At 70.9% G+C, this 26,690-nt stretch carries 26 protein-coding genes; 12 read left to right on the top strand and 14 right to left on the bottom strand.

What is annotated here, in order from left to right:
* The 6 genes from ACFWFI_RS20435 to ACFWFI_RS20410 form a co-directional block, all read right to left on the bottom strand.
* Positions 1–2,290 (bottom strand): peptidoglycan recognition protein family protein (locus ACFWFI_RS20435; RefSeq protein WP_387392007.1); only part of this gene is annotated, 2,290 nt, incomplete at its 3' end.
* Positions 2,291–2,481: 191 nt separating this feature from the next.
* Positions 2,482–2,883 carry a GntR family transcriptional regulator gene (locus tag ACFWFI_RS20430; protein ID WP_387392016.1) on the bottom strand — a complete coding sequence of 134 codons (402 nt, stop codon included), beginning with the start codon at positions 2,881–2,883 and terminating at the stop codon, positions 2,482–2,484.
* A gap of 49 nt (positions 2,884–2,932) precedes the next feature.
* Positions 2,933–3,901, bottom strand: coding sequence for an ABC transporter permease subunit (locus tag ACFWFI_RS20425; protein ID WP_387392004.1), 969 nt, complete (start codon positions 3,899–3,901; stop codon positions 2,933–2,935).
* Positions 3,898–4,842 (bottom strand): ABC transporter ATP-binding protein, encoded by a 945-nt coding sequence (locus ACFWFI_RS20420; protein WP_387392001.1) that lies wholly within the window; start codon positions 4,840–4,842, stop codon positions 3,898–3,900. Before ACFWFI_RS20420 ends, ACFWFI_RS20425 begins: the two co-directional genes overlap by 4 nt.
* A 113-nt stretch (positions 4,843–4,955) precedes the next feature.
* Positions 4,956–5,978, bottom strand: coding sequence for a serine hydrolase domain-containing protein (locus tag ACFWFI_RS20415; RefSeq protein ID WP_387392013.1), 1,023 nt, complete (start codon positions 5,976–5,978; stop codon positions 4,956–4,958).
* Between the two features lie 32 nt (positions 5,979–6,010).
* Positions 6,011–6,880 (bottom strand): IclR family transcriptional regulator, encoded by an 870-nt coding sequence (locus ACFWFI_RS20410; RefSeq protein WP_387391998.1) that lies wholly within the window; start codon positions 6,878–6,880, stop codon positions 6,011–6,013.
* A gap of 54 nt (positions 6,881–6,934) precedes the next feature.
* Here ACFWFI_RS20410 and ACFWFI_RS20405 point away from each other — a divergent pair, with 54 nt between their 5' ends.
* From ACFWFI_RS20405 to ACFWFI_RS20385, 5 genes are read left to right on the top strand one after another with little or no spacing between them, the layout of a single operon-like run.
* Positions 6,935–8,509, top strand: a complete 1,575-nt coding sequence (locus ACFWFI_RS20405) for an ABC transporter substrate-binding protein (RefSeq protein ID WP_387391995.1) — start codon at positions 6,935–6,937, stop codon at positions 8,507–8,509.
* On the top strand, positions 8,506–9,510 hold the full coding sequence (locus tag ACFWFI_RS20400; protein WP_387391992.1) for an ABC transporter permease: 1,005 nt from the start codon (positions 8,506–8,508) through the stop codon (positions 9,508–9,510). Before ACFWFI_RS20405 ends, ACFWFI_RS20400 begins: the two co-directional genes overlap by 4 nt.
* The gene (locus ACFWFI_RS20395; RefSeq protein ID WP_387391989.1) at positions 9,507–10,412 is read left to right on the top strand and encodes an ABC transporter permease; all 906 of its coding nucleotides are present in this window, start codon (positions 9,507–9,509) and stop codon (positions 10,410–10,412) included. The genes ACFWFI_RS20400 and ACFWFI_RS20395 overlap by 4 nt, the downstream gene beginning before the upstream one ends.
* Entirely contained in the window at positions 10,409–11,227 is an 819-nt protein-coding gene (locus tag ACFWFI_RS20390; RefSeq protein ID WP_387391986.1) for an ATP-binding cassette domain-containing protein, read from the top strand. The genes ACFWFI_RS20395 and ACFWFI_RS20390 overlap by 4 nt, the downstream gene beginning before the upstream one ends.
* Positions 11,224–12,117: an ATP-binding cassette domain-containing protein gene (locus ACFWFI_RS20385; RefSeq protein WP_387391983.1), complete on the top strand. Its 894-nt coding sequence runs from the start codon at positions 11,224–11,226 to the stop codon at positions 12,115–12,117. Before ACFWFI_RS20390 ends, ACFWFI_RS20385 begins: the two co-directional genes overlap by 4 nt.
* A 14-nt stretch (positions 12,118–12,131) precedes the next feature.
* Here ACFWFI_RS20385 and ACFWFI_RS20380 read toward each other — a convergent pair whose 3' ends face one another.
* Positions 12,132–13,091, bottom strand: a complete 960-nt coding sequence (locus ACFWFI_RS20380; RefSeq protein ID WP_387391980.1) for an ROK family protein — start codon at positions 13,089–13,091, stop codon at positions 12,132–12,134.
* 41 nt (positions 13,092–13,132) lie between these two features.
* Between ACFWFI_RS20380 and ACFWFI_RS20375 the strand changes: the two genes are divergently transcribed.
* From ACFWFI_RS20375 to ACFWFI_RS20365, 3 genes are read left to right on the top strand one after another with little or no spacing between them, the layout of a single operon-like run.
* Complete coding sequence (locus ACFWFI_RS20375) at positions 13,133–13,921, top strand: creatininase family protein (protein WP_387391977.1); 789 nt, start codon at positions 13,133–13,135, stop codon at positions 13,919–13,921.
* 57 nt (positions 13,922–13,978) lie between these two features.
* Entirely contained in the window at positions 13,979–15,106 is a 1,128-nt protein-coding gene (locus ACFWFI_RS20370) for a mandelate racemase/muconate lactonizing enzyme family protein (protein ID WP_387391974.1), read from the top strand.
* The gene (locus ACFWFI_RS20365; RefSeq protein ID WP_387391971.1) at positions 15,103–15,516 is read left to right on the top strand and encodes a RidA family protein; all 414 of its coding nucleotides are present in this window, start codon (positions 15,103–15,105) and stop codon (positions 15,514–15,516) included. The genes ACFWFI_RS20370 and ACFWFI_RS20365 overlap by 4 nt, the downstream gene beginning before the upstream one ends.
* A 132-nt stretch (positions 15,517–15,648) precedes the next feature.
* On the opposite strand, the gene ACFWFI_RS20360 is transcribed toward ACFWFI_RS20365, so the two are convergent.
* The 6 genes from ACFWFI_RS20360 to ACFWFI_RS20335 form a co-directional block, all read right to left on the bottom strand.
* Positions 15,649–16,002: an STAS domain-containing protein gene (locus ACFWFI_RS20360; RefSeq protein WP_387391968.1), complete on the bottom strand. Its 354-nt coding sequence runs from the start codon at positions 16,000–16,002 to the stop codon at positions 15,649–15,651.
* The gene (locus tag ACFWFI_RS20355) at positions 15,999–17,279 is read right to left on the bottom strand and encodes a PP2C family protein-serine/threonine phosphatase (protein ID WP_387391965.1); all 1,281 of its coding nucleotides are present in this window, start codon (positions 17,277–17,279) and stop codon (positions 15,999–16,001) included. The genes ACFWFI_RS20360 and ACFWFI_RS20355 overlap by 4 nt, the downstream gene beginning before the upstream one ends.
* Positions 17,276–18,079, bottom strand: a complete 804-nt coding sequence (locus ACFWFI_RS20350; protein WP_387392010.1) for an alpha/beta fold hydrolase — start codon at positions 18,077–18,079, stop codon at positions 17,276–17,278. Before ACFWFI_RS20350 ends, ACFWFI_RS20355 begins: the two co-directional genes overlap by 4 nt.
* 289 nt (positions 18,080–18,368) lie before the next feature.
* Positions 18,369–18,572, bottom strand: a complete 204-nt coding sequence (locus ACFWFI_RS20345; protein WP_387391962.1) for a cold-shock protein — start codon at positions 18,570–18,572, stop codon at positions 18,369–18,371.
* 415 nt (positions 18,573–18,987) lie between these two features.
* On the bottom strand, positions 18,988–19,326 hold the full coding sequence (locus tag ACFWFI_RS20340; protein ID WP_387391959.1) for a MerR family transcriptional regulator: 339 nt from the start codon (positions 19,324–19,326) through the stop codon (positions 18,988–18,990).
* Between the two features lie 683 nt (positions 19,327–20,009).
* A complete protein-coding gene (locus ACFWFI_RS20335) occupies positions 20,010–20,543 on the bottom strand; it encodes an EF-hand domain-containing protein (RefSeq protein ID WP_387391956.1) in 534 nt (177 codons plus the stop codon).
* 374 nt (positions 20,544–20,917) lie between these two features.
* On the opposite strand from ACFWFI_RS20335, the gene ACFWFI_RS20330 reads away from it, so the two are divergent.
* The 4 genes from ACFWFI_RS20330 to ACFWFI_RS20315 are packed head-to-tail and all read left to right on the top strand — an operon-like array spanning position 20,918 to position 25,185.
* The gene (locus tag ACFWFI_RS20330) at positions 20,918–21,694 is read left to right on the top strand and encodes a (5-formylfuran-3-yl)methyl phosphate synthase (RefSeq protein ID WP_387391953.1); all 777 of its coding nucleotides are present in this window, start codon (positions 20,918–20,920) and stop codon (positions 21,692–21,694) included.
* 8 nt (positions 21,695–21,702) lie between these two features.
* On the top strand, positions 21,703–23,109 hold the full coding sequence (locus ACFWFI_RS20325; RefSeq protein WP_387391950.1) for an aldehyde dehydrogenase family protein: 1,407 nt from the start codon (positions 21,703–21,705) through the stop codon (positions 23,107–23,109).
* A 2-nt stretch (positions 23,110–23,111) separates the two neighbouring features.
* Positions 23,112–24,215 carry an NAD(P)-dependent alcohol dehydrogenase gene (locus ACFWFI_RS20320; protein WP_387391947.1) on the top strand — a complete coding sequence of 368 codons (1,104 nt, stop codon included), beginning with the start codon at positions 23,112–23,114 and terminating at the stop codon, positions 24,213–24,215.
* A gap of 55 nt (positions 24,216–24,270) precedes the next feature.
* Positions 24,271–25,185: a class I SAM-dependent methyltransferase gene (locus ACFWFI_RS20315; RefSeq protein WP_387391944.1), complete on the top strand. Its 915-nt coding sequence runs from the start codon at positions 24,271–24,273 to the stop codon at positions 25,183–25,185.
* Here the strand turns inward: ACFWFI_RS20315 and ACFWFI_RS20310 are convergent.
* A complete protein-coding gene (locus ACFWFI_RS20310; protein WP_387391941.1) occupies positions 25,182–26,567 on the bottom strand; it encodes an L-serine ammonia-lyase in 1,386 nt (461 codons plus the stop codon). The two genes, ACFWFI_RS20315 and ACFWFI_RS20310, sit on opposite strands and share 4 nt — an antisense overlap.
* Positions 26,568–26,690 lie beyond the last annotated feature (123 nt).

Here is a 26,690-nt window from a genome sequence, read left to right as displayed (position 1 = left end):
CCAGGCCGTCGGTGGTGAGGGTGGGCCGGCCCTTCGTGCCGGCCACCACGATCTTGACGGTGTGCTTGGCGGAGGCCGACCAGGACTTCGTCCAGACGGCCTGGCGGTACGCGGTGGCGGAGGACTTCAGATCCACCGTCGCGGCCTTGACGCCGTCCACATAGACGTACGCCTGACCGGACGTCGAAGCCCGGGACACCACCCAGGCGACCGAGCGGCCGGTGAACGTCCACGTCAGGGAGGCGTTCTTGGTCCCGCTCGAGTACGACTTGCCGCCGAGGTAGCTGGACGACGACTTCGTGGTCCAGGTGCCGCTCCTCTTCGCCGAGGACTCCTGGAGGATGACGGGAGTACCGGCGACCGAGGCGGCCGCGCCGTTGCCCGCGAGGTCGTACGCCGTCATCTTCCAGCTCGTCGCCACGCCTGACTTCGCCGTGTGCGACGCGCTGGTGGTCGTCGGACCGTAGGTCCTGGCCACCGGCGCGGTCAGGCGGACGTCCCTGAGCTGTACGGCGTCGGACCCCTTCCACTTCAGGGTGAGCGGAACGGCCGTCGTGTTCACCGTGCCGGTGCGCAGCGACAGGGACGGCTTCGTGGAGAAGACGGGGGCGGTGCGGTCGGCGACCACGGTCGCCGCCGCCGACACGGAGGTCTTCCCCGACTGATGCGTCGCGCGCACCTGGACCGTGTGGCTGCCGACGGCCAGGGTGGCCTTGGCCGACGATGCGCCGCCCGCCGTGGAGGCGACGGACTTACCGTCCACCAGCAGCTCGTACTTCGTGACGAACGCGGCGGGTGTGGTAGCCGACCAGCCGACGGTGATGTCCGCCTTGGTGTAGTACTTGCTGCCCGAAAGCGCGGCGCCGGTCACCGACTTGACGGTCAGCCCCGCGACGGGGCCGGCCGCGTAACCGCGGATGGTGGGCAGCTGTTCGTACAGCTTGGTGCCGGGGCACTGGGTGTTGAAGCCGTCACGGTGCCCGGAGACCGTGCTGAACGAGTACGCCGTCGCGGCGGTGAACTTCTTGCCTGCGTAGTTGTTGCCGGTCGCGCCGGCGGTCAGTGTGGTCGTCCCCGAAGGGCTGACGCCGTACTGGCCGAGCTTCCACGCGGCGATCCTGGCCACCGCGGTCGTCGCGGCGGTCGCGGCGGAGGCGTCGGTGTACATGCCGATGACGGCGATGCCCGCCGTGTCGCGGTTGAAGCCGTAGGTGTGCGCGCCCTGCACGGCGCGGTCCGCGCCGCCCTTGCGGCCCTCGAAGACCGTGCCGCACTTGTCGACGATGAAGTTGTAGCCGAGGTCCTTCCAGCCGTTCGACTGCACGTGGTAGGCGTGCAGCCCCCGGACGATCGCCGCCGAGTCGGCGCAGGAGTACGTGTTCGTCTGCGCCGTGTGGTGCACGAAGACGGCCTTCACCGTGTCCATGTAGTCCGGTGACTCGTCGTTGAGGGACTCGTCGGCGTTCCAGCCCGCCCGTGTGACGATCGGAGGCTTCGGTGCCGTGGACGGCAGGGGTGGGGGCAGCGTGGCGGTCGGTTCGGCGGTGGGGGTCGGGGTCTCGGCCGGGGCCGACGGCGAGTCGGTGCCGCCGGGGTCCGTGCTCGGGGACGGGTCCACCGGGGCGCCGGTGCCCGGCTCCTCCGTCGCCGGTTCCGTGGTCTCTCCGGCGGGCGGATCGGTGGGTTCGTCGGACGGGGTGCCCGCCGGTTCGGACGGGGCGTCCGTGGGGTCGGCCGACGGTTCGTCGGTGGCGTCGACGGCGTACGCGGCCGGCTCCGCCGCGGTTCCGGACGCCTTGCCGGGGTCCACGGTGTCGAGCCGCAGGCCCTCGGGGAGCCCGGCGGAAGTGTCCTTCCCGGCGGATACCCGGACCTCCACGCCGTCGGAGGGTCCGACCCAGCGGGGTTCGGTGGTGCCGCGGACCCCGGGCCGGCCGGCCTCCGTACGCCCGTCGACCTCCGTGTCGATGGGCAGCCAGGCCGACCAGTCGCCGCTGGAGGCCGACCGTGTACGCGCCTCGACGGTGCCCGTCACCCGGGCCGACGGGTCGGTCCAGGTGACGCCGAGCATGCTGAACGGCTCGGTGCTGCCCCGGCGCAGGGACGCGGTCGCACCGTCGCCCGACACCTTCAGGGCGTCGTGGTGCACCTCGGTCCGCGCCGGACCGGACGTGGCGCCGATACCGTCGGGCACGTCCGAGGTGCCGGTCACCCCCTCGAACACCAGGACACCTGCCACGGCCGTCGTCGCGACGGCAGCCGTGGCCCATATTCTTCGCTTCACTCGCACGTGGGTCCCCGAGGATGAATGACTGCCGTAGCGGCAGTGCGGAGGATGTGACCGGCACCCGGCCGGTTCTCCGCATGATCCTCGCGCATTCCCCACATCCTGTCCCGGCGCCCAGGGATCGACCTGGTCACAATCGACCGGGTCCGGGCCCTGTTGCCGGGGACCCCGACGCGCCCCGGGCGGCCGAGTGCTCAGTTCTCCGGGGCGGAGGGGTAGGCGGCCTCGAAGGAGGCCCGGAAAAGGGCCTGGACCTCCTCGCCGCCGAGGCCCTCGTCACGCGCCTGGTGCAGCCATTCGTTCAGCGCGGTGCGCAGCGGCCACTCGGGGCCCGACCCCGGCTCGGCGAGGGTGCGGGTGATGAAGGTCCCCGCCCCCTGGCGCACTTCGGCGAGCCCCGCACGCTCCAGCTCCCGGTAGGCCTTGAGCGTCGTGTTCGGGTTCACCTTGGTGGTGGCGGCGACCTGCGCGGCCGTGGGCAGCCGGTCGCCCTCCTCCAGCGCGCCCATCCGCAGGGCCTGCTCGACCTGCCGGACGATCTGGAGATACGTCGCCACTCCGCTGCGCCGGTCGATGCGGAACACGACCACGGACATCACCTTCCGCTCGATTAGCGACACTTTACGTAGAGAACGGGGGGCGGCCCTACAGGGGGCGCTGGGAGGCCCACCACAGGGCGAACGAGGTCAGCGCGGCTGTGCCGGCCAGCAGGATGGCGGCGCCGGTCCACTGCATGGCGGCCATCTGACCGTAGTCGAGGTACTGGAAGACGTTGTTGACGATGCCCAACTCCTCGATGCACGCGTTCGTGGCCTTCTCGGTCGCCTCGGCGCAGGAGCCCCATCCGTACAGCTGACCGTCGGCGCTGCCGACCCAGCGGTCCACCTCGTACGCGTCGTCGAGGAACGCCGGGAATTCGCCGTTCAGCGGATAGGTGATCGTGCGCGGCGTGCCCAGGAGGTCCCGGTACATGCCCCAGGCGGTCTGCGCGGCCACGCAGAAGACGAAGGTGACGACCATGGAGGCCAGGACCCGGCGCAGCAGGATGCCGATCGTGAAACCGGCCGCGGTGAGGAACAGCGCGAGCGCGGGGAGGACGGGGCCCGTGGCGTCGAAGACCGAGGCGTCCATCCAGTGGTCGGCGAGGACCGAACGGTAGGGCCGCCACCACCAGGTGAAGACCGCGGAGAGCACCGAGCAGGCCACCAGGGTGATGAGGAGGCACCAGCCGAGCTTCGCGACGAGCCAGCGGCGGCGGGTCACGGACTGCGTGGTGACGAGCTGTGCGGTGCCCTGTTCCTGGTCGGCGGCGATCAGCGGGGCGCCGAGGAAGACGGCGAGGATGCCGGGCAGCAGGGTCAGCAGGGAGGTGAGCCTGCTGTAGCCCTCGCCCACGACGGGCAGCGGCACGGACTTCTCGGGCCAGCCCGCGGCGGCGAGCAGATCGATCAGCTGGGCGCGCTGGTACACGATCCAGAGCGAGCCGAGCACCACCAGGGCGAGGATGCACCACAGTGTGGTCCGGTGCTGACGCAGGACCAGCCAGGTCAGTCCGCGCAGCAGCCTCGGACGGGCGGTGCGTGCGGTCGGTGTGCCGGTCAGGGTGGTGCTCATGCGGTCCTGGTCCCTTCGGTCTCGATCTGCGCGCCGGGTGTGTACAGCGGGGGTGCGTCCGGTGAGCGCAGATGGGCGAGCAGCACTTCCTCCAGGCTGGGTTCGGCCACCTGCCAGTCCCCGGACAGCGGACCCGAGGTCCGTACCATCGCCTGGAACTGCCGCCCCTGGACGCGCTTCTCGATGACCGTGTGACGGGCGAGAGCGGCGGGCAGGGCCCCGTCCTCGGCCAGTCCGGTCACCAGGGCGTGCGCCGGGACCAGCGCGTCGGCGTCGCCGGCCATCCGGATCCTGCCGTCGGCGACGACGAGCAGGTAGTCGCACATGTCCTCCAGCTCGGCCAGGATGTGCGAGGACATCACCACCGTGGTGCCGCGCTCGACGGCCTCGGCCATCAACAGGGTGCTCATCTCGTCGCGGGCCAGCGGGTCGAGATCCGCCATCGGCTCGTCGAGCAGCAGCAGATCCGGCCGCTTCCCGAAGGCCAGCGCGAGCGCGACCCGGGTGCGCTGCCCGCCGGAGAGCGTCCCGACCGCGGCGTTCATCGGTACGTCGCCCGATCGCACGATCCGCTCCGCCGCCGTGGCGTCCCAGCCGGGGTTGAGCTCGCCGCCGATCCGCAGCGTCTCCGCCACGGTGAACCGCTTGAACATCGGCTTGTCCTGACCGAGGAAGGCGAATCTCGGCATCACCCCGGGATCGCCCACGGGTACCCCGAACACGCGCAGTTCGCCGTGTGTCGCCACCACCTGACGGGACGCCAGGCCCAACAGGGTGCTCTTCCCGGCGCCGTTGGGCCCGACAAGGCCGCAGATCCGCCCGGCCGGGAGCCGGAAGGAGCAGTCGCGCAGTGCCCAGCCGCGCCGGTAGTGCTTCCCCAGCCCGCGGGCCTCCAGGGCCCATGTTCCCGGACTGCCAGCCGGATTACTCGTCTCCGCCATGCGCCTCGCCTCAATTCCATTAGTCAATTAATGGAATCATGGTCATCGCGGGGCATGGCTGTCAAACGCGGGGCCCCTGGGACCCCGCGCTCGGCATCGGTGAGGACCGTCGCTCACCCCACCGCGGAGTGGAACTCCCGGCGGAGTCCGGCGATGCCGTCGCCCTCCCGTGTCGGATGGACCCGGTTGGTGAGGAGTGCCGCGTAACGGCCGGTGCCCGGATCGATCCACAGGCTCGTCCCCGTGAAGCCGGTGTGGCCGTACGAGGCCGGGCCGAAGGACGGGCCGACGGGGGAGCCCGCCGGGTCCTGGCCCTGCCAGGCGAGGGCGCGGCGCAGGTTCAGCCCGTCCGTGTGCGGGGCGGTCATCAGGGAGAAGGTCTCCGGGCGCAGCAGTTCACGAGCCCCGCCCGCCAGGCTGACGGCGAGCCGCTCCACGTCGGCGAGGGTCGAGAAGAGCCCCGCGTGGCCGGCGATCCCGCCGAGGACGGCCGCGTTCTCGTCGTGCACCTCGCCCACGACCGTCCTGCCGCGCCAGGGGCACAGCTCGGTCGCGACGGCGCGCTCCCGCTCCGCGGGGCCGGGGTTGAAACCCGTGTCCCCCAGGCCGAGCGGAGCGCACACCAGCTCGGCCGTCAGGGCGTCCAGCCCCTGTCCGCCCGCGTGTTCGGCGATCAGGCCCAGCAGCATGAAGCCCTGGGAGGAGTACTCGACCCGTACGTCCGGCCCGGACCGCAGCGGCAGTGTGCCGAGGGCGGTGAGAAGGGCTTCCCGGGTCCCATGGCTCCGGTACATCGGGACGCGTCCGGGCAGTCCCGAGGTGTGGGCGAGGAGTTCGGTGACGGTCAGCCCCGCCTTGTCGGTGTCCCGGTAGCGGGGGAGGAGTTCCCCCACCGTGCCCTTCAGGGACAGCGCGCCGCGCTCGGCGAGCGCCATGACGACCAGGCCAACCACGGGCTTGGTGACGGAGGCGAGATCCCACAGGTCCGTGCCGTCCAGCTCCGCCCCGTCCCAGCTCCTGCTGCCCAGCCATCCCCGGTCCAGGGGCCCCCGCGCGGAGCCCACCGACCACGCTGCACCCGAGTAGAGGCGCCGCGCCCTGCCCTCCGTCAGTACCGCGGCCCGTGCGCCCGTCATGTCCTGGCCTCCGGCCGTCCTCGCCCCGTCGCTCACAGCTCCACGCTCCGGCCGCCGGCCCGTGTTCCGTCGCGGGCGACCGTGAGCCGGGCCCGCCCGTCGGAGCCCAGTCCCGCGGAGACCGCGCGCGCGGCGGCCCGGACCATCGGGCCGTACAGCTCGACGCCCGCCCGGTCCAGGGTGAAGACGAGGCCGGTGAGCGCGACGGCCCCCACGATCCGTCCCTCGCCGTCCCGTACGGCCGCGGCGAGCGCGCGCCGGTCCTCCTGTTCGTACTGGTCGTCGAGCGCGTAGCCGCGCCCGGCGGCCGCGGTGATCTCTTCCCGCAGGTCCGCGGCGGGCACCGGCAGAGGATGGCCGGCCGCTTCCCCTGCGGTGAACGCCTGCTCGGTCTCGGCGGCCGGGAGGGCGGCCAGCATGGCGAGACCGGGTGCGGAGAGCAGCAGGGGGACGCGTGTGCCGGGGCGCAGTTCCAGCGCGTACTCCCGGGCCGGCTCCGACACCTCCAGGCACACCGCGAAGTCCCCGTCACGTACGGCGTAGTGGGCGAGCAGCCCGGTGCGGGTGCGCAGTTCGGCCAGCACCGGCCTGATCAGGCGCAGTCCCGGACCGCTGTCGAGCGCGGCCGCCGAGAGGCCCAGCAGCCGGGGTCCCGCCCGGTAGCTCCCCCCTTCGGCGGGCTCGACGAAGCCGGAGGAGGCGAGGCCGCGCAGCAGCCGGTGCACGGTGGGCTTGGTGAGCCCCGTGCGGCGGGCCAGGTCGGCCAGACGGTGCGGCGCACCTGTCTCGACCAGCGCGGACAGGACCTCCATCGCCTTGTCCACCGGGCCCATGACGGAGTGTTCGACAGCCTGGCCCGCAGGCGGCTGCTCCTTCGAACGGCTATTGACCGGATTCCCCATGTCGCTTAGCTTACCCCCACTGCATTCCATCTGCCGGAACGGATGTGTTGTTCAATGGAACGAATACGTGGAGGGGGGATCGGGGACCGCGGCCGCCCATCCCGCCGCACGATCCTGCGGTACGGGAGTGCGCTGCTCCCCGCGATGGCGGCACCGGCACTGCTCACCGGCTGCGGCACCGACCCCGCCGCCGGTGCCGGCAACGTCCTGCGGGTCTCCCAGACGGGCGACCCCAAGACCATGGACCCGCAGAAACAGGGCGACATGATCTCGATGAACGCCCTGATCAACATGTTCGACACGCTCACGGCCCGGGGCCGCGACAACACCCTGGTGCCCCGCCTCGCCCTCTCCTGGAAGGCCGTATCGCCCCGCGTCTGGCGCTTCCGGCTGCGGCCCGGCGTCACCTTCCACAACGGCGAGGCCTGCGACGCCGCCGCCGTGAAGTTCAGCATCGAGCGTCTCCTCGACCCGGCGACCAAATCACCCATCGTCGAACTGCGTTACGTCGAGGGCGTCACCGTCGTCGACCGGCTCACCGTGGACCTCCACACCACCGTCCACGACCCGATCCTCCCCGACAAGGTGTCGCTCTTCGGCGGAGTCGTCGTCCCTCCGCGCTACCTCGCCCGGGTCGGTGACGAGGGCTTCGCCGCCCGCCCCGTCGGCACCGGGCCCTTCGCCTTCGCGAGCTGGAAGCGCGACCACGAACTGCGGATGCGCGCCTACGAGGACCACTGGCAGCGCAGGCCGGCCGTCGACGAACTCGTCTTCACCCCCGCCCCGAACGCGTCCTCCGCGCTCGCCGCGCTGCAGAGCGGCGGGGTGGACCTCGTCGCCGGACTCACCCCCGACGCGGCGCAGCAGCTCGACGGGTACACCGGTGTGAGCCTCGACAACCACACGGGGATCCGCACCTCGTACCTCTCCCTGGACACCCTCACCGCGGGTCCTCTCCAGGACCGCCGGGTGCGTCAGGCGCTCAACCACGCGATCGACGTGCCCCTGCTCATCAAGGCCGTCCTCGGCGGGAAGGCGTCCGAGGTCCCCGCGATGATCCCGCGCGGCGCCTACGGATTCGACGACGGCGTCAAGCCGTTCACCCGATCCGTCGCCAAGGCCCGCGCCCTGCTCGCCGACGCCGGACACCCGGACGGCATCAGCACGACCCTCACCGCGTCCAATGTGGACGCCAACGTCGCGGAGGCCATCGCCGGGCTCCTCGACCGTGCCGGGGTGCACGCCCGGGTCGACCTCCTCGACCCCGGCACCTACGCGCAGCGCCTCACCTCCGACAACCATGGAGCGCTGGGCCCGATGTATCTGGCCGCGTCCACCGTATGGACCCTCGACGGCGAGAGCATGATCCAGTCCAACGTGCGCAGCGACAGGCGGCAGAGCCGCTGGCACAACGAGGAGGCCGACCGGCTCGTCGACCTCGAAGAGCTCTCCGTCGACCCGGACACCCGGCGGCGCGCCTTCTCCGGCCTCCAGCAACTCATCAAGACCGAGGCGCCGTTCGTCCCCCTCTACCAGATCGACAACGTCTACGCCCGCAACACCAGGCCCCGTTGGACACCGGGCTTCGCCGGCGTCCTCGACATGGCGAGCGCGGAGGTCTCCCGATGAGCGAGCTCCTGACCCTGCCCGCCCCGTCCCCCGGCGAGGACACCGAACCCGCGGCGGCACCGCGCCGCGAAGCACTCCACATCCTGCGCATGACCGCGGCCCGCGTCGGTACCGCGCTGCTCGTCCTGCTGTGCACCGCCACCGTCGCGTTCTTCCTCGTACGGCTCTCCGGTGACCCCGTCAAGGTCCTGCTGCCGCCGGACGCCACGGCCCACCAGGAAAGCGTCCTGCGCCACAGTCTCGGCCTCGACCGCCCCCTGCTCACCCAGTACCTCGACTACCTGTGGGGCATCCCGCGCCTCGACTTCGGCGACTCCCTCTTCTACAACCAGCCGGTACGCGCGGTCCTCGCCGACCGCGTCCCCGCGACCCTCCTCCTGGCCGCCGGGGCACTCGTCGTCACCCTCGTCGTCGCCCTGCCCGCCGGGACCGTCGCCGCGATGCGCCGGGGCCGGGCCACCGACCGCACCGTCATGACCGGCGTCCTGCTGGGGCAGTCCACCCCGCCGTTCTGGATCGGTATCCTGCTCATCCTGGTCTTCGCGGTCGGCCTGCACGCCCTGCCCGCCTCGGGGTACGGCACCTTCGCCAACCTCGTGCTGCCGGCCGTGACGCTCGCCGTGTACTCGGTCGCCGTCGTCGCCCGGCTGCTGCGCTCCTCCCTCATCGACGTACTGAGCGCCGACCACATCCGCACGGCACGCGCCAAGGGCTTCGGACCCGTCAAGGTCGTCCTCACCCACGGGCTGCGCAACGCCTCGCTGCCCGTCGTCACCGTCGTAGGCCTCGAGGTCGGCAGCCTTCTAGGCGGCGCCATCCTCACCGAACAGGTCTTCTCCTGGCCGGGAGTCGGACAGCTCACGATCGAAGCCATCTCCAACCGCGACTTCCCGCTCGTCCAGGCCACCGTGCTGCTGTTCGCCGCGACCTTCGTCGTGGTGAACCTGCTGGTCGACCTCTCCTACAGCCTCCTCGACCCGAGGGTGAGGACCTCCCGATGACCACCGTCTCCCGGAACCCGGCTCCCGCCGCCGACCGCGCCCCCGCGCGCCGGACCACCGCCCTGCGCACGCTGCTGCGCAACCGGCTCGCCGTGGCCGCTCTCGCCTTCCTCGCACTCGTCGTGGTCTGCGCGCTGTTCGCCCCGCTCATCGCCCCCACCGACCCCAACGCACAGAACCTGCTGGACCGTCTCCACCCCCCCGCCTGGCAGAGCGGCGGCAGCGGGGCCCACCTCCTCGGCACCGACCAGCTCGGCCGGGACCTGCTCTCCCGCGTCATCTACGGCACCCGTGTCTCGCTGCTCGTCGGCGCGGGCGCGGCCCTGCTCGCCGGGGTCATCGGCACCGTGATCGGCCTCGCCTCCGGCTACTTCGGAGGCTGGCCCGACCGCGTCCTCATGCGCCTCGCCGACGTCCAGCTCGCGTTCCCCGCGATCCTGCTGGCCCTCGCCGTCGTCGGCTTCCTCGGCTCGGGCCTCTGGTACGTCATCCTCGTCCTCGGCGTGACCGGCTGGGTGTCGTACGCCCGCGTAGTCCGCTCCGAGGTGCTGTCCCTGCGCTCCCGGGACTTCATCACGGAAGCCCGTGCCATCGGAGTCGGCGACACGATGATCATGCGCCGCCATCTGCTGCCCAATGTGATGGCCCCGCTCGCCACCATCGGCACCCTCCACGTCGCCGCCGCCGTCGTCGCCGAGGCCTCGCTCAGCTACCTCGGTCTCGGCGTCCCCAAGGAAACCGTCACCTGGGGCTCGATGCTCGCCGACGGGCAGCTCTACCTCGGCACGTCCTGGTGGGTCGCCGTCTTCCCCGGGGTCGCCCTGATGCTCACCTCCCTCGCCGTCAACATCACCGGCGACGCCCTGCGCGACGTCGCGGACCCGAAGGCCTACCGCCGATGACCTCCACCAGCTCCGCAGCGCCGGTCCTCGAAATCCACGACCTGCGCGTCGACTTCCGCCTCGCCTCCACGACCGTGCACGCGGTGCGAGGAGTGAGCTTCTCCGTCGCCCCCGGGGAGACCCTCGCCGTCGTGGGCGAATCGGGCAGTGGCAAGTCCGCGACCGCGCTGTCCGCGCTCCGGCTCAACCCCGAACCGCCCTGCGTCTACGCCGGCGGCCACATCCTCCTCGACGGGAAGGACCTCCTCACCCGCAGCGAACGCGAACTCGGCCGTATCCGGGGCGCCGAACTGTCCATGATCTTCCAGGACCCGATGACCAGCCTCGATCCGCTCCAGCGCATCGGCAGCCAGGTCGCCGAGGTGCTCCGCCACCACGGAGCCCACAGCCGGGCCGAAGCCAGGGCCGCCGCCCTGTCCGCCCTGGACGAGGTGGGCATCCCGGATCCCGAACGCCGCTACCGCCAGTACCCCCATGAGCTCTCCGGCGGGCTCCGCCAACGCGTCATGATCGCCGCCGCACTCGTCGCCCGCCCCCGCGTCCTGATCGCCGACGAACCCACCACGGCACTGGACGTCACCGTGCAGCGTCAGATCCTCGACCTGCTCGTCCAGCTCCAGCAACGGCACGGCATGGCCGTCGTCCTCATCACCCACGACCTCGGCGTCGTCGCGGAAACCGCCGACCGTGTGGTGGTCATGCACCGGGGCGAGGCCGTCGAGAGCGGCGACGTCCACGACGTCTTCGCCCGTCCCGAGGATCCCTACACCCGCCGACTGCTCGACGCGACGCCCCGACTGGAGACCGCCGGATGACCGTCACAGCCCCGCCTCTGCTGGAACTCCAAGCGCTGCGGAAGGAGTTCGGAGGCCGCCCCGGCAGCGTCGCGGTGGACGACGTGAGCCTCACCGTCCGCGAGGGCGAAACCCTCGCGCTGGTGGGGGAGTCCGGGTGCGGCAAGACCACGCTGACCCGGCTGCTGCTGCGTCTGATGGAACCGACCTCCGGCACCGTGCGCTTCGCCGGCACCGATCTGTTCGGTCTCGACGCCACCGCGCTGCGCAAGGTCCGCCGGCAGATGCAGGTGGTCCTCCAGGACCCCTACTCCAGCATGAATCCACGGCTGCGGATCGTCGACATCGTCGCCGAACCCCTCGTCACCCACGACCCGCGGGCCCGGGGCCGGCGAGGCCGGGCCTGGACCCGGCAGCGCGTCGGCGAGCTCCTCGAAGCCGTCGGCCTCGACGACACGATCCTCGACCGCTACCCCCACGAGTTCTCCGGGGGCCAGCGTCAGCGCATCTCCATCGCCCGCGCGATCGGCCTCGAACCCCGCCTCGTGGTCCTCGACGAACCCACCAGCGCCCTCGACGTGTCCGTCCAGGCCCGCGTCCTCGACCTGCTCGCCGACCTCCAGCAACGTCTCGGCCTCACCTACGTCTTCGTGAGCCACAACCTCGCCGTCGTCCGGCAGGTGGCCGACCGGGTCGCCGTGATGCGCGGGGGCCGACTGGTCGAGGTGGGCACCGCCCACCAGGTGTTCACCGCCCCCGCGCATCCGTACACGCGGCAGCTCCTCGACGCCGTGCCGATACCCGACCCCACGAAGGCCCGCAGGACCCGGCGGCCCGCCACGGACGCCACGGAGACAGCGGGAGCGGCCACCTCCACCGCCCCGCGGCCCGCGCACGACGGCCCGGCATGAGCACCGCCCCGCGCCTATCCGCCCGACAGCACGAGCCCCGCCCCGCCGAGCAGCGCGACATCGTCCACCGCCGCCTCGCTCACCACCACCCGGGGGAGCTCTCCACCGCCCAGCACGTCCGAGCGCAACCGGGACTCGACCAGGGCACGGAACGGCTCCCCGCCCTCACGCGCCTCGCCGTGCAGGACGAAGAGCCCGCAGGCGAAGAGCTGCTGAACGGTCGCGAGACCCAGCACCAGATTCTCCGCGTACTCCGCCACCAGGGTCCGCGCCGCCTCGTCCCGCGAGGCGACCAGCGCACCGAGCGAGACACCCGCCGCTCCGAGACCGAGAACCGCGGCCCGCTGCCGCAGCCAGCGCGTGGTGGCCACCGTCTTCCAGCAGCCGCGACGCCCGCAGGTGCACGGCTCACCGCTGGCCGACACCGTCATGTGCGCGCCGCTGCGGCCTCCTTCCGGGGCCAGCACCTCACCCCCGTACAGGATGCCCACCCCGAGCACCTCGCCGGTCGACACCGAGGCGAAGGAGCGCCGTCCCCGGCCCGGACCGAACCACCGGTCCCCGAGGACCTGGACCCGCGCACGGTGCTCCACCCGCACCGGCGCCCCGGTCAGCTGCTCCAGCCGTTCGGTCACCCGGTAGCCGCGCAGCGCCGGCGCCTCGTTGACCTCGATCACCCGGCCACCGGCCGGATCGATCACCCCCGCCGCCGCGACGCCGATGCCGGACGGACGGCGCCCCTCGAAAACGGCCGCCACGCGTGCGAACGCCTCGTCGACCCCCGAGGGGCAGGGGGACGCCGCGTCGAACTCCGCCTCGGCCCGGTCGAGCACGGCACCCGAGCGGTCGAGCAGCGCCGCGCGGATCCGGCCGGGCAGCAGCTCCACGGCCCCCAGCGTGCCGGGAACGGCACGCACCTCCGGACCCGGCACGGGGTCCGGCACCAACCGCAAGGGAGAACGTTCATGCGCCATACGCCGACTCTGCCACGTCGGTGTTCCGGGGAGATAGCCGTATGAGTTACCGGAACCTGACCGAAACCACCTGGCGGGAGACCCGCGGGGCTGCGCCCGAGGCGATCGCACTGCTCACCGTCGGTTCCCAGGAGCAGCACGCCGAACACCTGCCGATGGGCACCGACACCCTCCTCGTGGAAGCCGTGGTGGACCGTGCCCTCACTCTCCTCGACGAGGAGGCGGCGGCGGGTGCCGTGAGGGCCCCGTCCCTGGTCCGGCTGCCGACGCTGCCGTACGGCCACAGCCCCCACCACCTGTTCGCAGCGGCGCTGACCCTGTCGGCCCCCACCCTCGCCGCCGTCCTCGGCGAGATCCTCGACTCCCTCGCCGCCTGCGGATACGGCCGCATCCTCGTCGTCAACGGACACGGCGGCAACGACGAGATCATGAAGCTCGCCGTCAAGCGCTTCGCCCTGCGCGCCGAGGTCACCGCCGCCGCCTGCTCGTACTGGACGGTCACCAGCGGGGAGGAGGACGGCGGCCGCCCGGACGTCACGCCCGGCCACGCGGGGTGGTTCGAGACCTCCCTCATGCTCGCCGCGCACCCCTCCCTGGTGCGCACGCCGGTGCCCTCACGGGCACCCGTCGACCCGCCTCCGCTCTTCGACCGGCCGCCCTACCCGGGGCTCACCGTCGAGCGGCACGGGGAATGGGAACGCGTCGGCGGCTCGACCGACGACGCCTCGTCCGCCGACGCCGAGCACGGCCACAGGCTCCTCGACGACCGCGCGCGCGGGCTCGCGCGCGCCGTCCTGGCCTTCGACAGCGCGACCCGCACCGGCTCGTGAACGGCGTCCGGCCGTGAACCGCACCGACCGCATCACCCGAACCGACCGAGGAACAGAATGAAGATCACCGATGTCGACGTCCACGTCGTGAACCTGCCCCTGCTCAACCCGTTCACCAGCTCCTTCGAGACGAAGACCGGTGAGACCCGCACCGTCGTGCGCATCCGCACCGACACGGGCGTCGAGGGCTGGGGCGAGACCATGTGGGGCAGGCCCGTCGCCGCGATCGTCAAGATCCTCGCCGAGGACCTCATCGGCATGAGCCCCTTCGCCCTGGAGGCCTTCCACCGCAAGCAGCACATGGTGCCCTTCTTCTACGGCTACCTCGGCTACGCCGCGATCGCCGCCCTCGACGTCGCCTGCTGGGACGCCATGGGCAAGGCCACCGGCCAGTCCCTCACCGACCTCCTCGGCGGACCCGTGCGCGAGGAGGTCCCGCTCACCGCACTCGTCACCCGGGCCGACGCCCCCGGCGTCCGGCCGGCGGACCTGCCCACGGCCCTCGCCGAGCACACCCTCCGCGTCACCACCGAGGGAGGCTTCCAGGCCGTCAAGCTCAAGGGCACCAAGGACGTGCGCGGCGATGTCGCGATCCTGCGCGAGCTGCGCTCCGTCCTGCCCGACGTGAGCCTGCGCGTCGACCCCAACGCCGCCTGGTCCGTCCCCGACTCGGTCCGGGCCGGCATAGCCCTGGAGGAACTGGACCTCGAATACCTCGAGGACCCCTGCGTCGGCATCGAGGGCATGAGCCAGGTCCGCGCGAAGGTCCGCATACCGCTCTGCACCAACATGTGCGTGGTGCGCTTCGAGGACTTCGCACCGGCCGTACGCCTGGGCGCCGTGGACGTCATCCACGGGGACGTCTACAAGTGGGGCGGCATCGCGCCCACCAAGGCCCTCGCGGCGCACTGCGAGACCTTCGGGCTCGGCATGAACCTGCACAGCGGCGGGGAGCTCGGCATCGCGACGGCCGCGCACCTCGCGGTGGTCGGCAGCACCCCCGTCCTGTCCCGCGCCATCGACTCCATGTACTACCTGCACGCCGACGACATCATCGAGCCGCTCACGCTCGAGAACGGCAGCCTGCGCGTCCCGACCGGCCCCGGTCTCGGCGTCACCGTCGACGAGGACAAGCTCCGCCACTACGCGGAGGTCAACGCCCGTGAAGGAGACCTCACCCGATGACCGGATCCACCCCGGGCGCCCGGCGCGCGGTCCGCACCGACCGGGCGCCCGCGCCCGCGGGCGCCTACAGCCAGGGGATCGCCGCGGGCCCCTACCTGTTCACGTCGGGCTTCGGCCCCCAGGACCCGGACACCGGCGCCGTCGCGGACACCGTCGGGGAACAGACCGCCCAGGTCCTGCGGAACCTCGGCGCCGTACTGGAGGCGGAAGGGCTCGGACCGCAGGACGTCGTCAAGGTGACGGCCCACCTCCAGCACCTGCGCCGCGACTTCGCCGCCTACGACGCCGCGTACCGCGCCTTCTTCACCGAACCCCACCCGGTCCGCACCACCGTCGGCTCCGACCTCATGGACATCCTGGTGGAGATCGACGTCGTGGCGCTCCGCCGGGAGGAGCCGGCACACGCCTGACGGGCGGTGCTCGTGCCTGTCAGCCGGCACGAGCACCGGCGCGGGGTCACCTCACGCGACGGCGGTTCCCCGAGCTCGACCGTCGCGGCAGCTCACCACGCAGGCGGGAGCCCCGGAGCCGCGGCCTTCGCGTCAGCGTGCCGTTCGGTCGGGTTCGGTGGCTGTTGCTGCGTCGGGGTGAAGGGTGAGGACCCGGTCCAGGCCGACGATGCGCAGGATCCGGATGATGTTGGCCGGGACTGCGGCCAGGGCAATGTCGGCGTTCTGCTCCGTGGCCATGTTGCGTGCCGTCAACAGGGCGGAGATGCCACTGGAATCGCAGAACTCCAAGTCGGTCAGATCCAGCACCAGCAGTTGCCCGGCGCCCAGGGCCAGGTGCCGCACAGCCCGGCGGATCTCGGGTGCCGTCATATGGTCGAGGCCACCGGTGATCTCCAGTACGGGACCGGTGGCGGCGTCTCGGACAGTGATGGTCAGCGCGCTCATGACAGGTCTTCACTCGCGGTGGTGGGAAGAGAGGCCGGCATACCGAGGGCGAGGAGCGCTGTGTCGTCGTCGAGCCCGTCGCCGAAGCTGGTGAGCAGTTCTGTCAGCGCGGTGATCAGCGCCTGCGGTCCTGTCGGCGGCTGGGCGGCGGTGAAGGCGCGCAGGGCGTCGTCCCCGTAGAGCTCGCGGTCGGCTCCGGTGCGGGCTTCGGTCAAGCCGTCGGTGTAGAGCAGCAGGGTGTCACCGGGGAACAGCTGGGTGCGGGCCGGTGTGAACTCCGCCTGCGGCAGGGCGCCGATGAGCATACCGCCGGGGGTGGGCAGGTCGTGCGCGCTGCCGTCGGCGCGCTGGACCAGCGCGGAAGGGTGGCCGCCGGAGGCCAGATGCACGCCGACATGCCCGTCGCCGGGTTCCAGGACCCCGAATATGGCGGTGCAGTAGCGCGCGTCGCCGCTGGTGTACCGCTCGTGCAGCACGGTGTTCAGCGTGGTCAGCACGGAAACGGGGTCTGCGTCGTGAAGAGCGGCTGCCCGCAGGGTGTAGCGAGTCAGAGAGGTGACCGCGGCCGCCCGGGGGCCCTTGCCGCACACGTCGCCGAGGAAGAACGCCCACCGGTCGGCGTCGACACGGAACAGGTCGTAGAAGTCGCCGCCGAGAAGATCTGGAGAGGCGATGTGGTAGTAGGAGCCGGCCTCCAGGCCCGGGACCGTGGGGAGCTCGGCGGGCAGCAGGCTCTGCTGGAGAACGGCGAGGGCTTCCTGGAGACGCTCGCGATCGGCCTCGGCCTGCCGGCGTGCCCGATCAGCCGCTTGACGTGCGCGCAGCAACTCGGTCTCGTAGGCGCGGCGGTCGCGGGCGTCAAAGACCGTGGTGCGGACGAGCATCGGCTCACCGTCATCGCTGGTCTTCACCTTCGAGGTGACAAGCACCGGCATCCGCTGCCCTTGGGCGGCTTTGATGTCCAGGGCGATGCCGCCGGCCTCGCCGTGCATCTGCAACAGCGGGGCCAAATGCGTCTCGTGATAGAGCTTGCCGCCCACGGTGAGCAGATCGGGAAACCGCAGCCGGCCCACCACCTGCTGGCGGGAGAGGCCCAGCCAGCCCAGCAAGGTGTCGTTGATCTTTGCGATGGTGCCGTCCATCAGCGTCGACAGGTAGCCGCACGGAGCCTGCTCGTACAGCTCCTCCGTACTGTCCTCCAACAGGGCGGAGAAGGCCGCGTCGGTGGCGTCCACGTCCTGCTCCCTGCCCGGATCCTGTTCGGTGGGGCCCGTCATCGGGCCACGTTGATGAAGCCGGTGATCGCCTCCGCGGTGGCTTGCGAGGCGCTCAGTTGCGGACAGTGCCCTGTCGCGTCCAGCGTGACCAGGCGGCTGCCGGGGATCGCGTCCCGGACGTAGGCGCCGACCTCTCGGGGAGCGATCACGTCCTGGCTGCATTCCAGGACCAGCGTCGGCACCGTGATCGTCCTGAGGTCCTCACGGCTGTCGGACAGGAACGTGGTGCGGGCGAAGACCCGGGCCATGTCCGGATCGGTCGCGCAGAACGAGGCGGTCAGCTCCTGGCCGAGTTCCGGCCGGTCCGCGTTGCCCATGATGACCGGGGCCATCGTCGCCGACCAGCCCAGATAGTTCGACTCCAACGATTCGAGCAGCTCGTCGATGTCCTCGGCGCTGAACCCGCCCCGGTAACCGTCGTCGTCGATGTAGCGGGGCGAGGGAGCCACCATCACCAGGCTGGAGAACCGCTGTGGTGCCTTCGCCGCCGCGAGCACCCCGACCATCGCACTGACCGAATGCCCCACGAACGCCACGTCCCGCAGGTCCAGCTCCTCACAGACATCCAGCACATCCTGCGCGTAGCCCTCCAACGAGCTGTAGCGCCGCTCATCCCAGGCCGAAGGGTCCGCCCGGCCGGAACCCACGTAGTCGAAGAGCACCACCCGGAAGTCCTCGACCAGCATGGGGACGACAAGGCGCCACATGTTCTGATCACAGCCGAACCCGTGCGCCAGCAGAAGCACAGGCCCGTCCGCCCGGCCGGTCACGGTGATGTTGTTCCTGCGACGGATATCCACGCCCGCAAGATCTCCGACGCTCGGAGTGTGTGAGGTGCGGTCGTTCGTAGGTGTGGGGTTCATTCAGGACCTTCCTTGATACGGCACGTATCGAGAAATCTTCCGCAACGGAGGGAAAGTGCGGGAATCGGAGTAACGCGCCGAATGGAATACGCTAGCCAATATGGTCTGTACTGCATTCGAGGCCCGTGCCCCGGTCCGGGCGTCCGCAGGTAAAAGCGGCGCGGGAAAGCCCGTAGCTTGGGTTTTCCTCCGGGGTGCCGGACCCCGGTCGCGCAGCGCGCGTATGTCAGGCGGGAATGATGTTCTCGGCTGTCGGGCCTTTATGGCCCGGCGAGATGTCGAAGGTGACCATCTGCCCTTCCAGCAACTCACGGTAGCCCTGGGCGGCGATGTTCGAGAAGTGGGCGAAGACGTCAGGGCCGCCACCGTCCTGCTCGATGAAGCCGAAACCCTTGGCTGCGTTGAACCACTTCACAGTGCCAGATGCCATGTCGTATCTCCTGTAGTGCAGATTTCCGGGGCCGAGATGTACGGATACCAGGTCGCCGCGATGATGTCCCGACCGGAGAGTTACCGGAAATGAAAAAGCGCTCCCAGCGGCTGAATGTAGCCGTCGGAGGCGCTTGACGTTGGGTACCACAACTGCAACTTCTGATCGACAGTAGCATGCCATAGTGCCATGAGTGCGTTACATAATTCTATTCCGTTCGTTGCGACAAGAACACTCCCGGCATGGTGCCTTGAAGCCTCACGTCGCGGTCATAGCTATTGATCCTCCTGGAGTGCAACGTTTCGGAAGAGCCGTCCACGGACTCGCATCCGGAGTCGGCGGCAGAAGCCCTACGCATCCAGGGCAGCGGGCAGGTGTCACCGGGGTCCCGCCCGACTGCGGCCGTCGCACCACATCACTCCGTGGGCGGTGGGTTCCCCGAGTCGGCGGTGCGGCGGTATTCGGCGTTGATGCGCTGCGCTTCCTCGAGCTGGTCCTCGAGGATGATGATGCGGCAGGCGGCCTCGATGGGAGTGCCGGCGTCGACGAGTTCGCGGGCGCGGGCGGCGATGCGGAGCTGGTAGCGGGAGTAGCGGCGGTGGCCGCCCGCGGAGCGCAACGGGGTGATCAGGCGGGCTTCGCCGATGGAGCGGAGGAAGCCCTGGGTGGTGCCGAGCATCTCGGCGGCCCGGCCCATGGTGTAGGCGGGGTAGTCGTCGTCATCGAGACGGTCGAACGAATCGTCTGCTGTCATTTGCACCTCTCTACGGAACACGTGGAGGGGTCCTGGTGCCGTTGGCACCTGGGCCCCGAAGGAACTTGCTACACCATCTGCCGGTCCTTGTGCTGCACCGGCCTTCTGTTTCCGCACGCCGACCCCGGACAGGGCAGGAGATGCGGGGATCGCGATTGCTTGACCGGAGACCACCTCACTATCGATGTCCTGCGGTACCCGGGCTCAAGGCTTCCGCCCGGGCGATCCTGATGGCGCCTGGTTCCTCCGTTCTTCCCTCTGGGATCACTGCTGGTGATACGAACTGCTGAGTGGCCTGCCACAGCGCCACTCCTACTGCCACAGCGGTACTGCTCGTGGCGGCCCCTGATCACTGCGGGCCACCCGGTCCGGTCGTCAGCCCCGTCGCCGTCCTACGACACTCCTGGCTTCAGAACTCCACCACCGCACCGTCCTGCGAACTGCAACTGCGGTACTGCTGCTCGGCAGTTCATCTCTGCCGGGCCCTGCTGTCTCTCTGGCTACGAGAGAAACCATAGCCAGACTGCGCCCCAATGTCTACTCCGACCAGAGCAGATTTTCATGTGTCCACCAGGGAGACAGTCGGCCTCGACGGCAGAGGGGCGGCGCGAGGCGCACCACTCCGGCAGGGCACGCCTGCTCCGGCAGGTGTGCCCAGGAGCGAGTCGCCCGGCCGAGCCGGGTCAGGCTGCCGGAGACGCTGCCAGCAGGTCCGCGGGGATGCCGCCCTTGTCCGGGGCGTAGAAGTCCCTGATCTCGGCTTCCCAGACATCCACCCGGACCCGGTCGTCGTCATCGGGCCCGAAGGCGTCGAAGAGCGCGTGGATGTTCGGCAGGTCGAAGCCGACCCCTCTCATCATGCCGATGAACACCGGCCGGATGACAGTGCCGCTGCCGTCCAGGTCACCGAGGCGTGCGAAGCCGACCGCGAACTGGTCGACCGCCGTGCCGAAGCGCTCAGGTGACAGGACGCACGCCTGGTACTCGTCGTAGGTGATCCGGCCGTCGTGATCTGTGTCGAGTTCACCGGTCAGCGTGTTCCAGTACCGCGTGAACCCCGCCCGCATGGCTTGCTTCCGTGCCTCGTCGGCTCCGGGCACGGCTGCGGCGACCCGGCTGCTCATCAGCTCGAAGTCGTCGGACTCCAGGACCCCGTTGCCGTCGGCGTCGAACAGGGTGAAAACGAGTTTGACTCGGTTGATCGCTTCGTTCCGCATGGGCTCTTGCCTTTCGTCGGACCGGGATACGGGACGGCGGGTCGCGCGGCCGTCGCGCTGTCACTATGCGGTCTGCGGAATCCGGCGCTCCAGGGAGGACCAGCTGTTCAGCAGGAAGAATGAACATGCCGCCCTCCCCGCATGAACCGGCCCCTTCGCGGTACGTCCGGCCTCGCGTCCCATGTCACCCGCCGGGCCGCCGGACCTGCGGTTCCGACGGAATCCTTTGGGAACCGGCGTGCACGGCGCACTGCATACGGCAGTGCCCCGTTCGATCTCCCCGCGCCCTACCGGCGGTCAGAGGGACGCGCTGATGATGAGCCGACCGCAAGCATCCGAGCGACTCCGCACACCTGCTTCCCGGACAGGTGGACATGCGGTGGAAGGAGCCCATTGTGTTGCTTCTCATCTCCCCGGACAGCGTCGAGGAGGCCCTCGACTGTGCGAAGGCGGCGGAGCATCTCGACATCGTCGATGTGAAGAAGCCCGACGAGGGCTCGCTCGGCGCGAACTTTCCGTGGGTCATCAGGGAGATCCGCGACGCGGTCCCGGCGGACAAGCCGGTGTCCGCCACCGTGGGTGACGTGCCGTACAAGCCCGGCACGGTGGCGCAGGCGGCACTCGGTGCGGCCGTCTCCGGAGCCACCTACATCAAGGTCGGCCTCTACGGATGCACGACGCCCGAGCAGGCTGTCGAAGTCATGCGTGGGGTTGTCCGGGCGGTGAAGGACTACCGGCCGGATGCCTTCGTCGTCGCCTCGGGCTACGCCGACGCCCACCGGATCGGCTGCGTCAACCCGCTCGCACTGCCCGACATCGCCCTGCGCTCCGGCTCCGACGCGGCCATGCTCGACACCGCGGTCAAGGACGGGACACGGCTGTTCGACCACCTGCCGCCCGAGGCCTGCGCGGAGTTCGTGCGACTGGCCCACGAAGCCGATCTGCTCGCCGCCCTCGCGGGCAGCGTGAAGGCGGGAGACCTCGGTGTACTGAACCGCATCGGCACGGACATCGTGGGGGTGCGCGGGGCGGTCTGCGAGGGCGGCGACCGCAACACCGGAAGGATCAAGCCGCAGTTGGTGGCCGCCTTCCGGGCGGAGATGGACCGGCTTGCCCGGGAGCACACGGCCGCTGTCAGCGCGGCGAGTTGACCGCCCGGATGGCCGCGCAACAGCGCCGGCGCCCGTCCGCAACCCCCGGTGAGCACTTCGCCGTCCTCGATCCGGCAACCGGCGAGGCCTTCGACGAGGCTCCTGAACAACAGCCGGGCGAGCTGGACGCCGTCGTCGGCCGGGCCCACGAGGCCTGGCGCAGCTGGCGGTCCGACCCCGCCGCCCGCTCGACCGCCCTACTCGCGGCAGCCGACGCCGTGGAGGCGGCCGGGACGGGCATCGCCCCCTTACTCACCCGTGAGCAGGGCAAACCCCTGGCCGAGTCGTACGCGGAGGTCGCCCGCACGGCGGCCCGCCTGCGCTACTTCTCCGAGCTGACCGCCCCCAGGCCCCAGCCCCTCACGGACGACCGGCCGGTACGCAGCGAGATCCGCTGGCGACCGCTCGGGCCCGTCGCAGCGATCATCCCGTGGAACTTCCCCCTCCAGCTGGCAGCCGCGAAGTTCGCGCCCGCGCTCGCCGCAGGCAACACGATGGTGCTCAAGCCCTCACCCTTCACCCCCCTCGCCACACGGCTGCTGGGGGCAGTCGTCTCCACCGCCCTCCCCGAGGACGTACTGACGATCGTCACCGGTCATGAACCCCTCGGCGCCCGCCTCGCAGCCCACCCGGGCGTCCGCCACGTGACCTTCACCGGTTCGGTTCCCACCGGACGGGCCGTCGCGCGGGGCGCGGCGGCCTCACTCGCCCGCGTCACCCTGGAGCTGGGCGGCAACGACGCGGCCGTCCTGCTGGAGGACGTGGATGTGGATCGGATCGCGGACCGGCTGTTCTGGGCGGCGTTCCGCAACTGCGGGCAGGTCTGCATGGCGGTCAAGCGCGTCTACGCCCCGGCCCGGCTCCACACCCAGGTGGTCGAGGCCCTCGCGGACCGCGCGAAGAGCGTCGTCCTCGGAGCCGGCCTCGACCCGGCGACGCAGCTGGGTCCGGTCAACAACGCCTTCCAGCTGGCCCGGGTCGAGGACTACACGGCGCAGGCACTGGCAGAGGGCGCCCGGGCCGTGGTAGGGGGCCACCGGCCGGACCGGCCGGGCTACTTCTTCGCTCCGACGATCCTGGCCGATGTCCCGGCGACCAGCCGCGTGGTGACGGAGGAGCAGTTCGGGCCCGTCCTGCCGGTGCTGCCGTACGGGAGCATCGACGAGGCCGTCGAGGCGGCCAACGACACCGCCTTCGGGCTGGGTGGCTCGGTATGGGGGACCGACCTCGACCGGGCCGAGGAGGTGGCCGGTCGGCTGGAGTGCGGAACGGCATGGATCAATCACCACGCCGAACTGTCCCTCGCCCAGCCCTTCGCAGGATCCAAGGAGAGCGGTGTCGGCGTCGCCGGCGGCCCATGGGGGCTGTACGGCAACCTCGCACCGTTCGTCGTGCACCGCCCGCAGGAGGCGTGAGGATGAGGTTCGGAGCGGCGGTACTGCGTTCGTACGAGAGCCGGTTCGCCATCGAGGAGGTGCTCCTGAACACGGGGCCGGCCGCCGGCGAGGTCTTGGTCGAGATCGCGGGCTGTGGGATGTGCCGGACCGATCTCGCGGTCAGACGTTCGGCGGGCCGCTCACCGCTGCCGGCGGTGCTCGGCCACGAAGGCGCCGGGGTCGTGGTGGAGACGGGCGGCCCGCACACCGGCCTGAGCAACGGCGACCACGTCGTGCTGAGCTTCGACTCGTGCGGCCACTGCCGGAACTGCACGGCCGCTGCCCCCGCCTACTGCGACTCCTTCGCCTCGCTCAACCTCTTCGGAGGGCGCAAGGAAGACGCGGCGCGGTTCACCGACGTCGCCGGAGGCGAGCTGGCCCCACGGTGGTTCGGCCAGTCCTCGTTCGCCGAGTACGCGGTGGTCCCGGCGCGCAACGCCGTGCGGGTCGACCCCTCGCTGCCCGTCGAACTGCTCGGACCGCTCGGCTGCGGGTTCCTCACCGGCGCCGGAGCGGTCTTCAACTCCTTCGGCGCCGCGCCCGGGGACACCCTCGCGGTCCTCGGCGCAGGTGCGGTGGGCCTGGCCGCGGTGATGGCGGCCGCCGCCTCCGGAGCGGTGACCGTGGCCGTCGACCGGTACCCCGAACGGCTGGCCCTCGCGGAACGCTTCGGCGCGACCCCGCTGAACGCCGCTTCGCCCGACCTGCCCGGCCGTATCCGGCGACTGACCGATGGCGGCGCGCACTACGCACTGGACACCACAGCGTCCGCCCAGCTGATCAACGACGCGCTCCGGGCTCTGCGACCGACCGGCCGTCTCGGCCTGGTGGCACGGCTCCACACCACGCTGCCACTCGAACCGGGAGCGCTGGACCGGGGCAGGACGATCTCCCACATCTGTGAGGGCGACGCGGTGCCGGGACTGCTGATCCCGCGGCTGACCGGGCTGTGGCAGGCCGGGCGGTTTCCCTTCGACGAGCTGATCCGTACGTACCCGCTCGCCGACATCAACGAGGCCGAACGCGACTGCGAAGCGGGGCGCGTGGTCAAACCCGTACTGATCCCAGGGGGGAGAAGCCGATGAGCGAGGCATCCACCGTCCCTCACCGTCCGTGGCTCAACTCACCGATGGAGGAAACGTGAACGGCGCAACGCAGCGCAGTACCGGCGTGGAAGGCGTGGACGGAGGTGTAGGCGTGACCGCTCTCCTGGTCGCGGCGGCACGGGCGATCGAGACGCACCGCCACGACGCACTGGCTCAGGACGTCTACGCGGAGCACTTCGTGCGCGCCGCACCGGCGTCCGCCGGCTGGCCGGTCCGGATGCGACAGGTCCCGGACGGGGACGCGAACCCGCTGTGGGGACGATTCGCGCGCTACTTCGGTCTGCGGACGAGAGTCCTCGACGACTTTCTCCTCCGGTCGGTGCACACGGGGGACGCCCGCCAGGTGGTGCTGCTCGGCGCGGGGCTGGACGCGCGGGCGTACCGGCTCGACTGGCCTCCCGGCTGCGTGGTCTACGAGATCGACAGGGGAGGGGTGCTGGAGTTCAAGCACGAAGTGCTCGACGGACTGTCGGCCACCCCGCAGGCGGCGCGCGTACCCGTCCCGGTCGATCTGCGCGCCGACTGGGTCGAGGCGCTCACCGGCGCCGGCTTCGACACGTCCGCACCGAGCGTCTGGCTGGCCGAGGGGTTGCTGTTCTACCTGCCCGCCGCCGCCGAGACGTACCTCATCGACATGGTGGACCGGATGAGCCCGGAAGGGAGCGCCCTGGCGTACGAGGTCAAGCTCGAAAGGGACCTGCTGGAATACCGTGACAGCCCGCTCTACACGTCGACGGCACAGCAGATCGGCATCGACCTGCTCAACCTGTTCGACAGGGAACCGCGGCCCGACTCAGCCGGTGATCTGGAGAGCAAGGGCTGGTCCACGGCGGTCCACACCCCCTTCGACTTCACCCGCAGGCACGGACGCGGCCCGTTGCCCGAGCAGAACGACGCCCTGGCGGGCAACCGGTGGGTCTTCGCGAACAAGTCCCGACCGTTCGCCTAGCACTCGATGATGTTCACCGCGAGCCCACCCCGCGCGGTCTCCTTGTACTTCACGCTCATGTCGGCGCCGGTCTCCTTCATGGTCTTGATGACCTTGTCCAGGGAGACCTTGTGGCTGCCGTCGCCGCGCAGCGCCATCCTGGCCGCCGTGACCGCCTTGACCGCAGCCATCCCGTTGCGCTCGATGCAGGGGATCTGGACGAGCCCGCCGACCGGGTCGCAGGTCAGGCCCAGGTTGTGTTCCATGCCGATCTCGGCGGCGTTCTCCACCTGCTCGGGGGAGCCCCCCAGGACCTCGGCGAGGGCGCCCGCGGCCATGGAGCAGGCGGAGCCGACCTCGCCCTGGCAGCCGACCTCGGCGCCCGAGATCGAGGCGTTCTCCTTGAACAGCATGCCGATGGCGCCGGCGGCCAGCAGGAAGCGGACGACGCTGTCGTCCTTCTCGGCCTCGGTGCAGCCACCCGCGGCGAAGTTCATCCAGTAGTGCAGGACGGCGGGGATGATGCCCGCCGCGCCGTTGGTGGGGGCGGTGACGACGCGGCCCCCGGCGGCGTTCTCCTCGTTGACGGCCATCGCGTAGAGGGTGATCCACTCCATCGCGTGCGTCTGGGGGTCGCCCTCGGCGCGCAGCTGCCTGGCCGAGTTCGCGGCGCGGCGGCGGACCTTCAGGCCGCCGGGCAGGATGCCCTCGCGGGACATGCCGCGCGCGATGCAGGCCTGCATGACGCGCCAGATCTCCAGCAGGCCGGCCCGGATCTCGTCCTCGGTCCGCCAGGCCTTCTCGTTCTCCAGCATGAGTGAGGAGATGGACAGGCCGGTCTCCCGGGCGAGCCTCAGCAGCTCGTCGCCGGTGCGGAAGGGGTGCTTGAGGACGGTGTCGTCCGGGACGATCGGGTTCTCGCCGGCCACGGCGTCCTCGTCGACGACGAAGCCGCCGCCCACCGAGTAGTACGTCTTCTCCAGGAGCGGTTCGCCCTCGCGGTCGTACGCGAGGATCGTCATCCCGTTGGCGTGGTACGGCAGCGCCTTGCGCCGGTGCAGGACCAGCTGCTCGTCGGCGTCGAAGGGGATGTCGTGCACGCCCAGGAGGCTGATGCGGCCCGAGGACCGGATCTCCTCGACGCGGGCGTCGGCGCCCTCGACGTCGACGGTGCGGGGCGACTCGCCCTCCAGGCCGAGCAGGACGGCCTTGGGCGTGCCGTGTCCGTGGCCGGTCGCACCGAGCGAGCCGTACAGCTCGGCGCGGACCGACGCGGTGTGGGCCAGCAGGCCCTCGTTCTTGAGGCGGCGGGCGAACATGCGGGCCGCGCGCATCGGGCCGACCGTGTGGGAGCTGGACGGGCCGATGCCGACCGAGAAGAGGTCGAAGACCGAGAGGGCCACGGGGGTACTCCTAAGGCGTTGGTGGACGTCGTTGTCCGCCCGGGTGGTGCGGGACGGGCCTTGTGGGCCCGGGAACGCGGGGCAAAGGGGTGGGGGCACCGCGCTCACTGTGTTCAGTGTGCG

This window comes from Streptomyces sp. NPDC060209 (assembly GCF_042728155.1).
Lineage (GTDB): Bacteria > Actinomycetota > Actinomycetes > Streptomycetales > Streptomycetaceae > Streptomyces.
This window is presented reverse-complemented; position numbering and strand designations above follow the sequence as displayed.

Bases quoted from the DNA above. Each gene is read 5' to 3' on its own strand.
- ACFWFI_RS20430 (WP_387392016.1), bottom strand. From the start codon at position 2,883: ATGTCCGTGGTCGTGTTCCGCATCGACCGGCGCAGCGGAGTGGCGACG.
- ACFWFI_RS20425 (WP_387392004.1), bottom strand. From the start codon at position 3,901: ATGAGCACCACCCTGACCGGCACACCGACCGCACGCACCGCCCGTCCG.
- ACFWFI_RS20420 (WP_387392001.1), bottom strand. From the start codon at position 4,842: ATGGCGGAGACGAGTAATCCGGCTGGCAGTCCGGGAACATGGGCCCTG.
- ACFWFI_RS20415 (WP_387392013.1), bottom strand. From the start codon at position 5,978: ATGACGGGCGCACGGGCCGCGGTACTGACGGAGGGCAGGGCGCGGCGC.
- ACFWFI_RS20410 (WP_387391998.1), bottom strand. From the start codon at position 6,880: ATGGGGAATCCGGTCAATAGCCGTTCGAAGGAGCAGCCGCCTGCGGGC.
- ACFWFI_RS20405 (WP_387391995.1), top strand. From the start codon at position 6,935: ATGGAACGAATACGTGGAGGGGGGATCGGGGACCGCGGCCGCCCATCC.
- ACFWFI_RS20400 (WP_387391992.1), top strand. From the start codon at position 8,506: ATGAGCGAGCTCCTGACCCTGCCCGCCCCGTCCCCCGGCGAGGACACC.
- ACFWFI_RS20395 (WP_387391989.1), top strand. From the start codon at position 9,507: ATGACCACCGTCTCCCGGAACCCGGCTCCCGCCGCCGACCGCGCCCCC.
- ACFWFI_RS20390 (WP_387391986.1), top strand. From the start codon at position 10,409: ATGACCTCCACCAGCTCCGCAGCGCCGGTCCTCGAAATCCACGACCTG.
- ACFWFI_RS20385 (WP_387391983.1), top strand. From the start codon at position 11,224: ATGACCGTCACAGCCCCGCCTCTGCTGGAACTCCAAGCGCTGCGGAAG.
- ACFWFI_RS20380 (WP_387391980.1), bottom strand. From the start codon at position 13,091: ATGGCGCATGAACGTTCTCCCTTGCGGTTGGTGCCGGACCCCGTGCCG.
- ACFWFI_RS20375 (WP_387391977.1), top strand. From the start codon at position 13,133: ATGAGTTACCGGAACCTGACCGAAACCACCTGGCGGGAGACCCGCGGG.
- ACFWFI_RS20370 (WP_387391974.1), top strand. From the start codon at position 13,979: ATGAAGATCACCGATGTCGACGTCCACGTCGTGAACCTGCCCCTGCTC.
- ACFWFI_RS20365 (WP_387391971.1), top strand. From the start codon at position 15,103: ATGACCGGATCCACCCCGGGCGCCCGGCGCGCGGTCCGCACCGACCGG.
- ACFWFI_RS20360 (WP_387391968.1), bottom strand. From the start codon at position 16,002: ATGAGCGCGCTGACCATCACTGTCCGAGACGCCGCCACCGGTCCCGTA.
- ACFWFI_RS20355 (WP_387391965.1), bottom strand. From the start codon at position 17,279: ATGACGGGCCCCACCGAACAGGATCCGGGCAGGGAGCAGGACGTGGAC.
- ACFWFI_RS20345 (WP_387391962.1), bottom strand. From the start codon at position 18,572: ATGGCATCTGGCACTGTGAAGTGGTTCAACGCAGCCAAGGGTTTCGGC.
- ACFWFI_RS20340 (WP_387391959.1), bottom strand. From the start codon at position 19,326: ATGACAGCAGACGATTCGTTCGACCGTCTCGATGACGACGACTACCCC.
- ACFWFI_RS20335 (WP_387391956.1), bottom strand. From the start codon at position 20,543: ATGCGGAACGAAGCGATCAACCGAGTCAAACTCGTTTTCACCCTGTTC.
- ACFWFI_RS20330 (WP_387391953.1), top strand. From the start codon at position 20,918: ATGCGGTGGAAGGAGCCCATTGTGTTGCTTCTCATCTCCCCGGACAGC.
- ACFWFI_RS20325 (WP_387391950.1), top strand. From the start codon at position 21,703: ATGGCCGCGCAACAGCGCCGGCGCCCGTCCGCAACCCCCGGTGAGCAC.
- ACFWFI_RS20320 (WP_387391947.1), top strand. From the start codon at position 23,112: ATGAGGTTCGGAGCGGCGGTACTGCGTTCGTACGAGAGCCGGTTCGCC.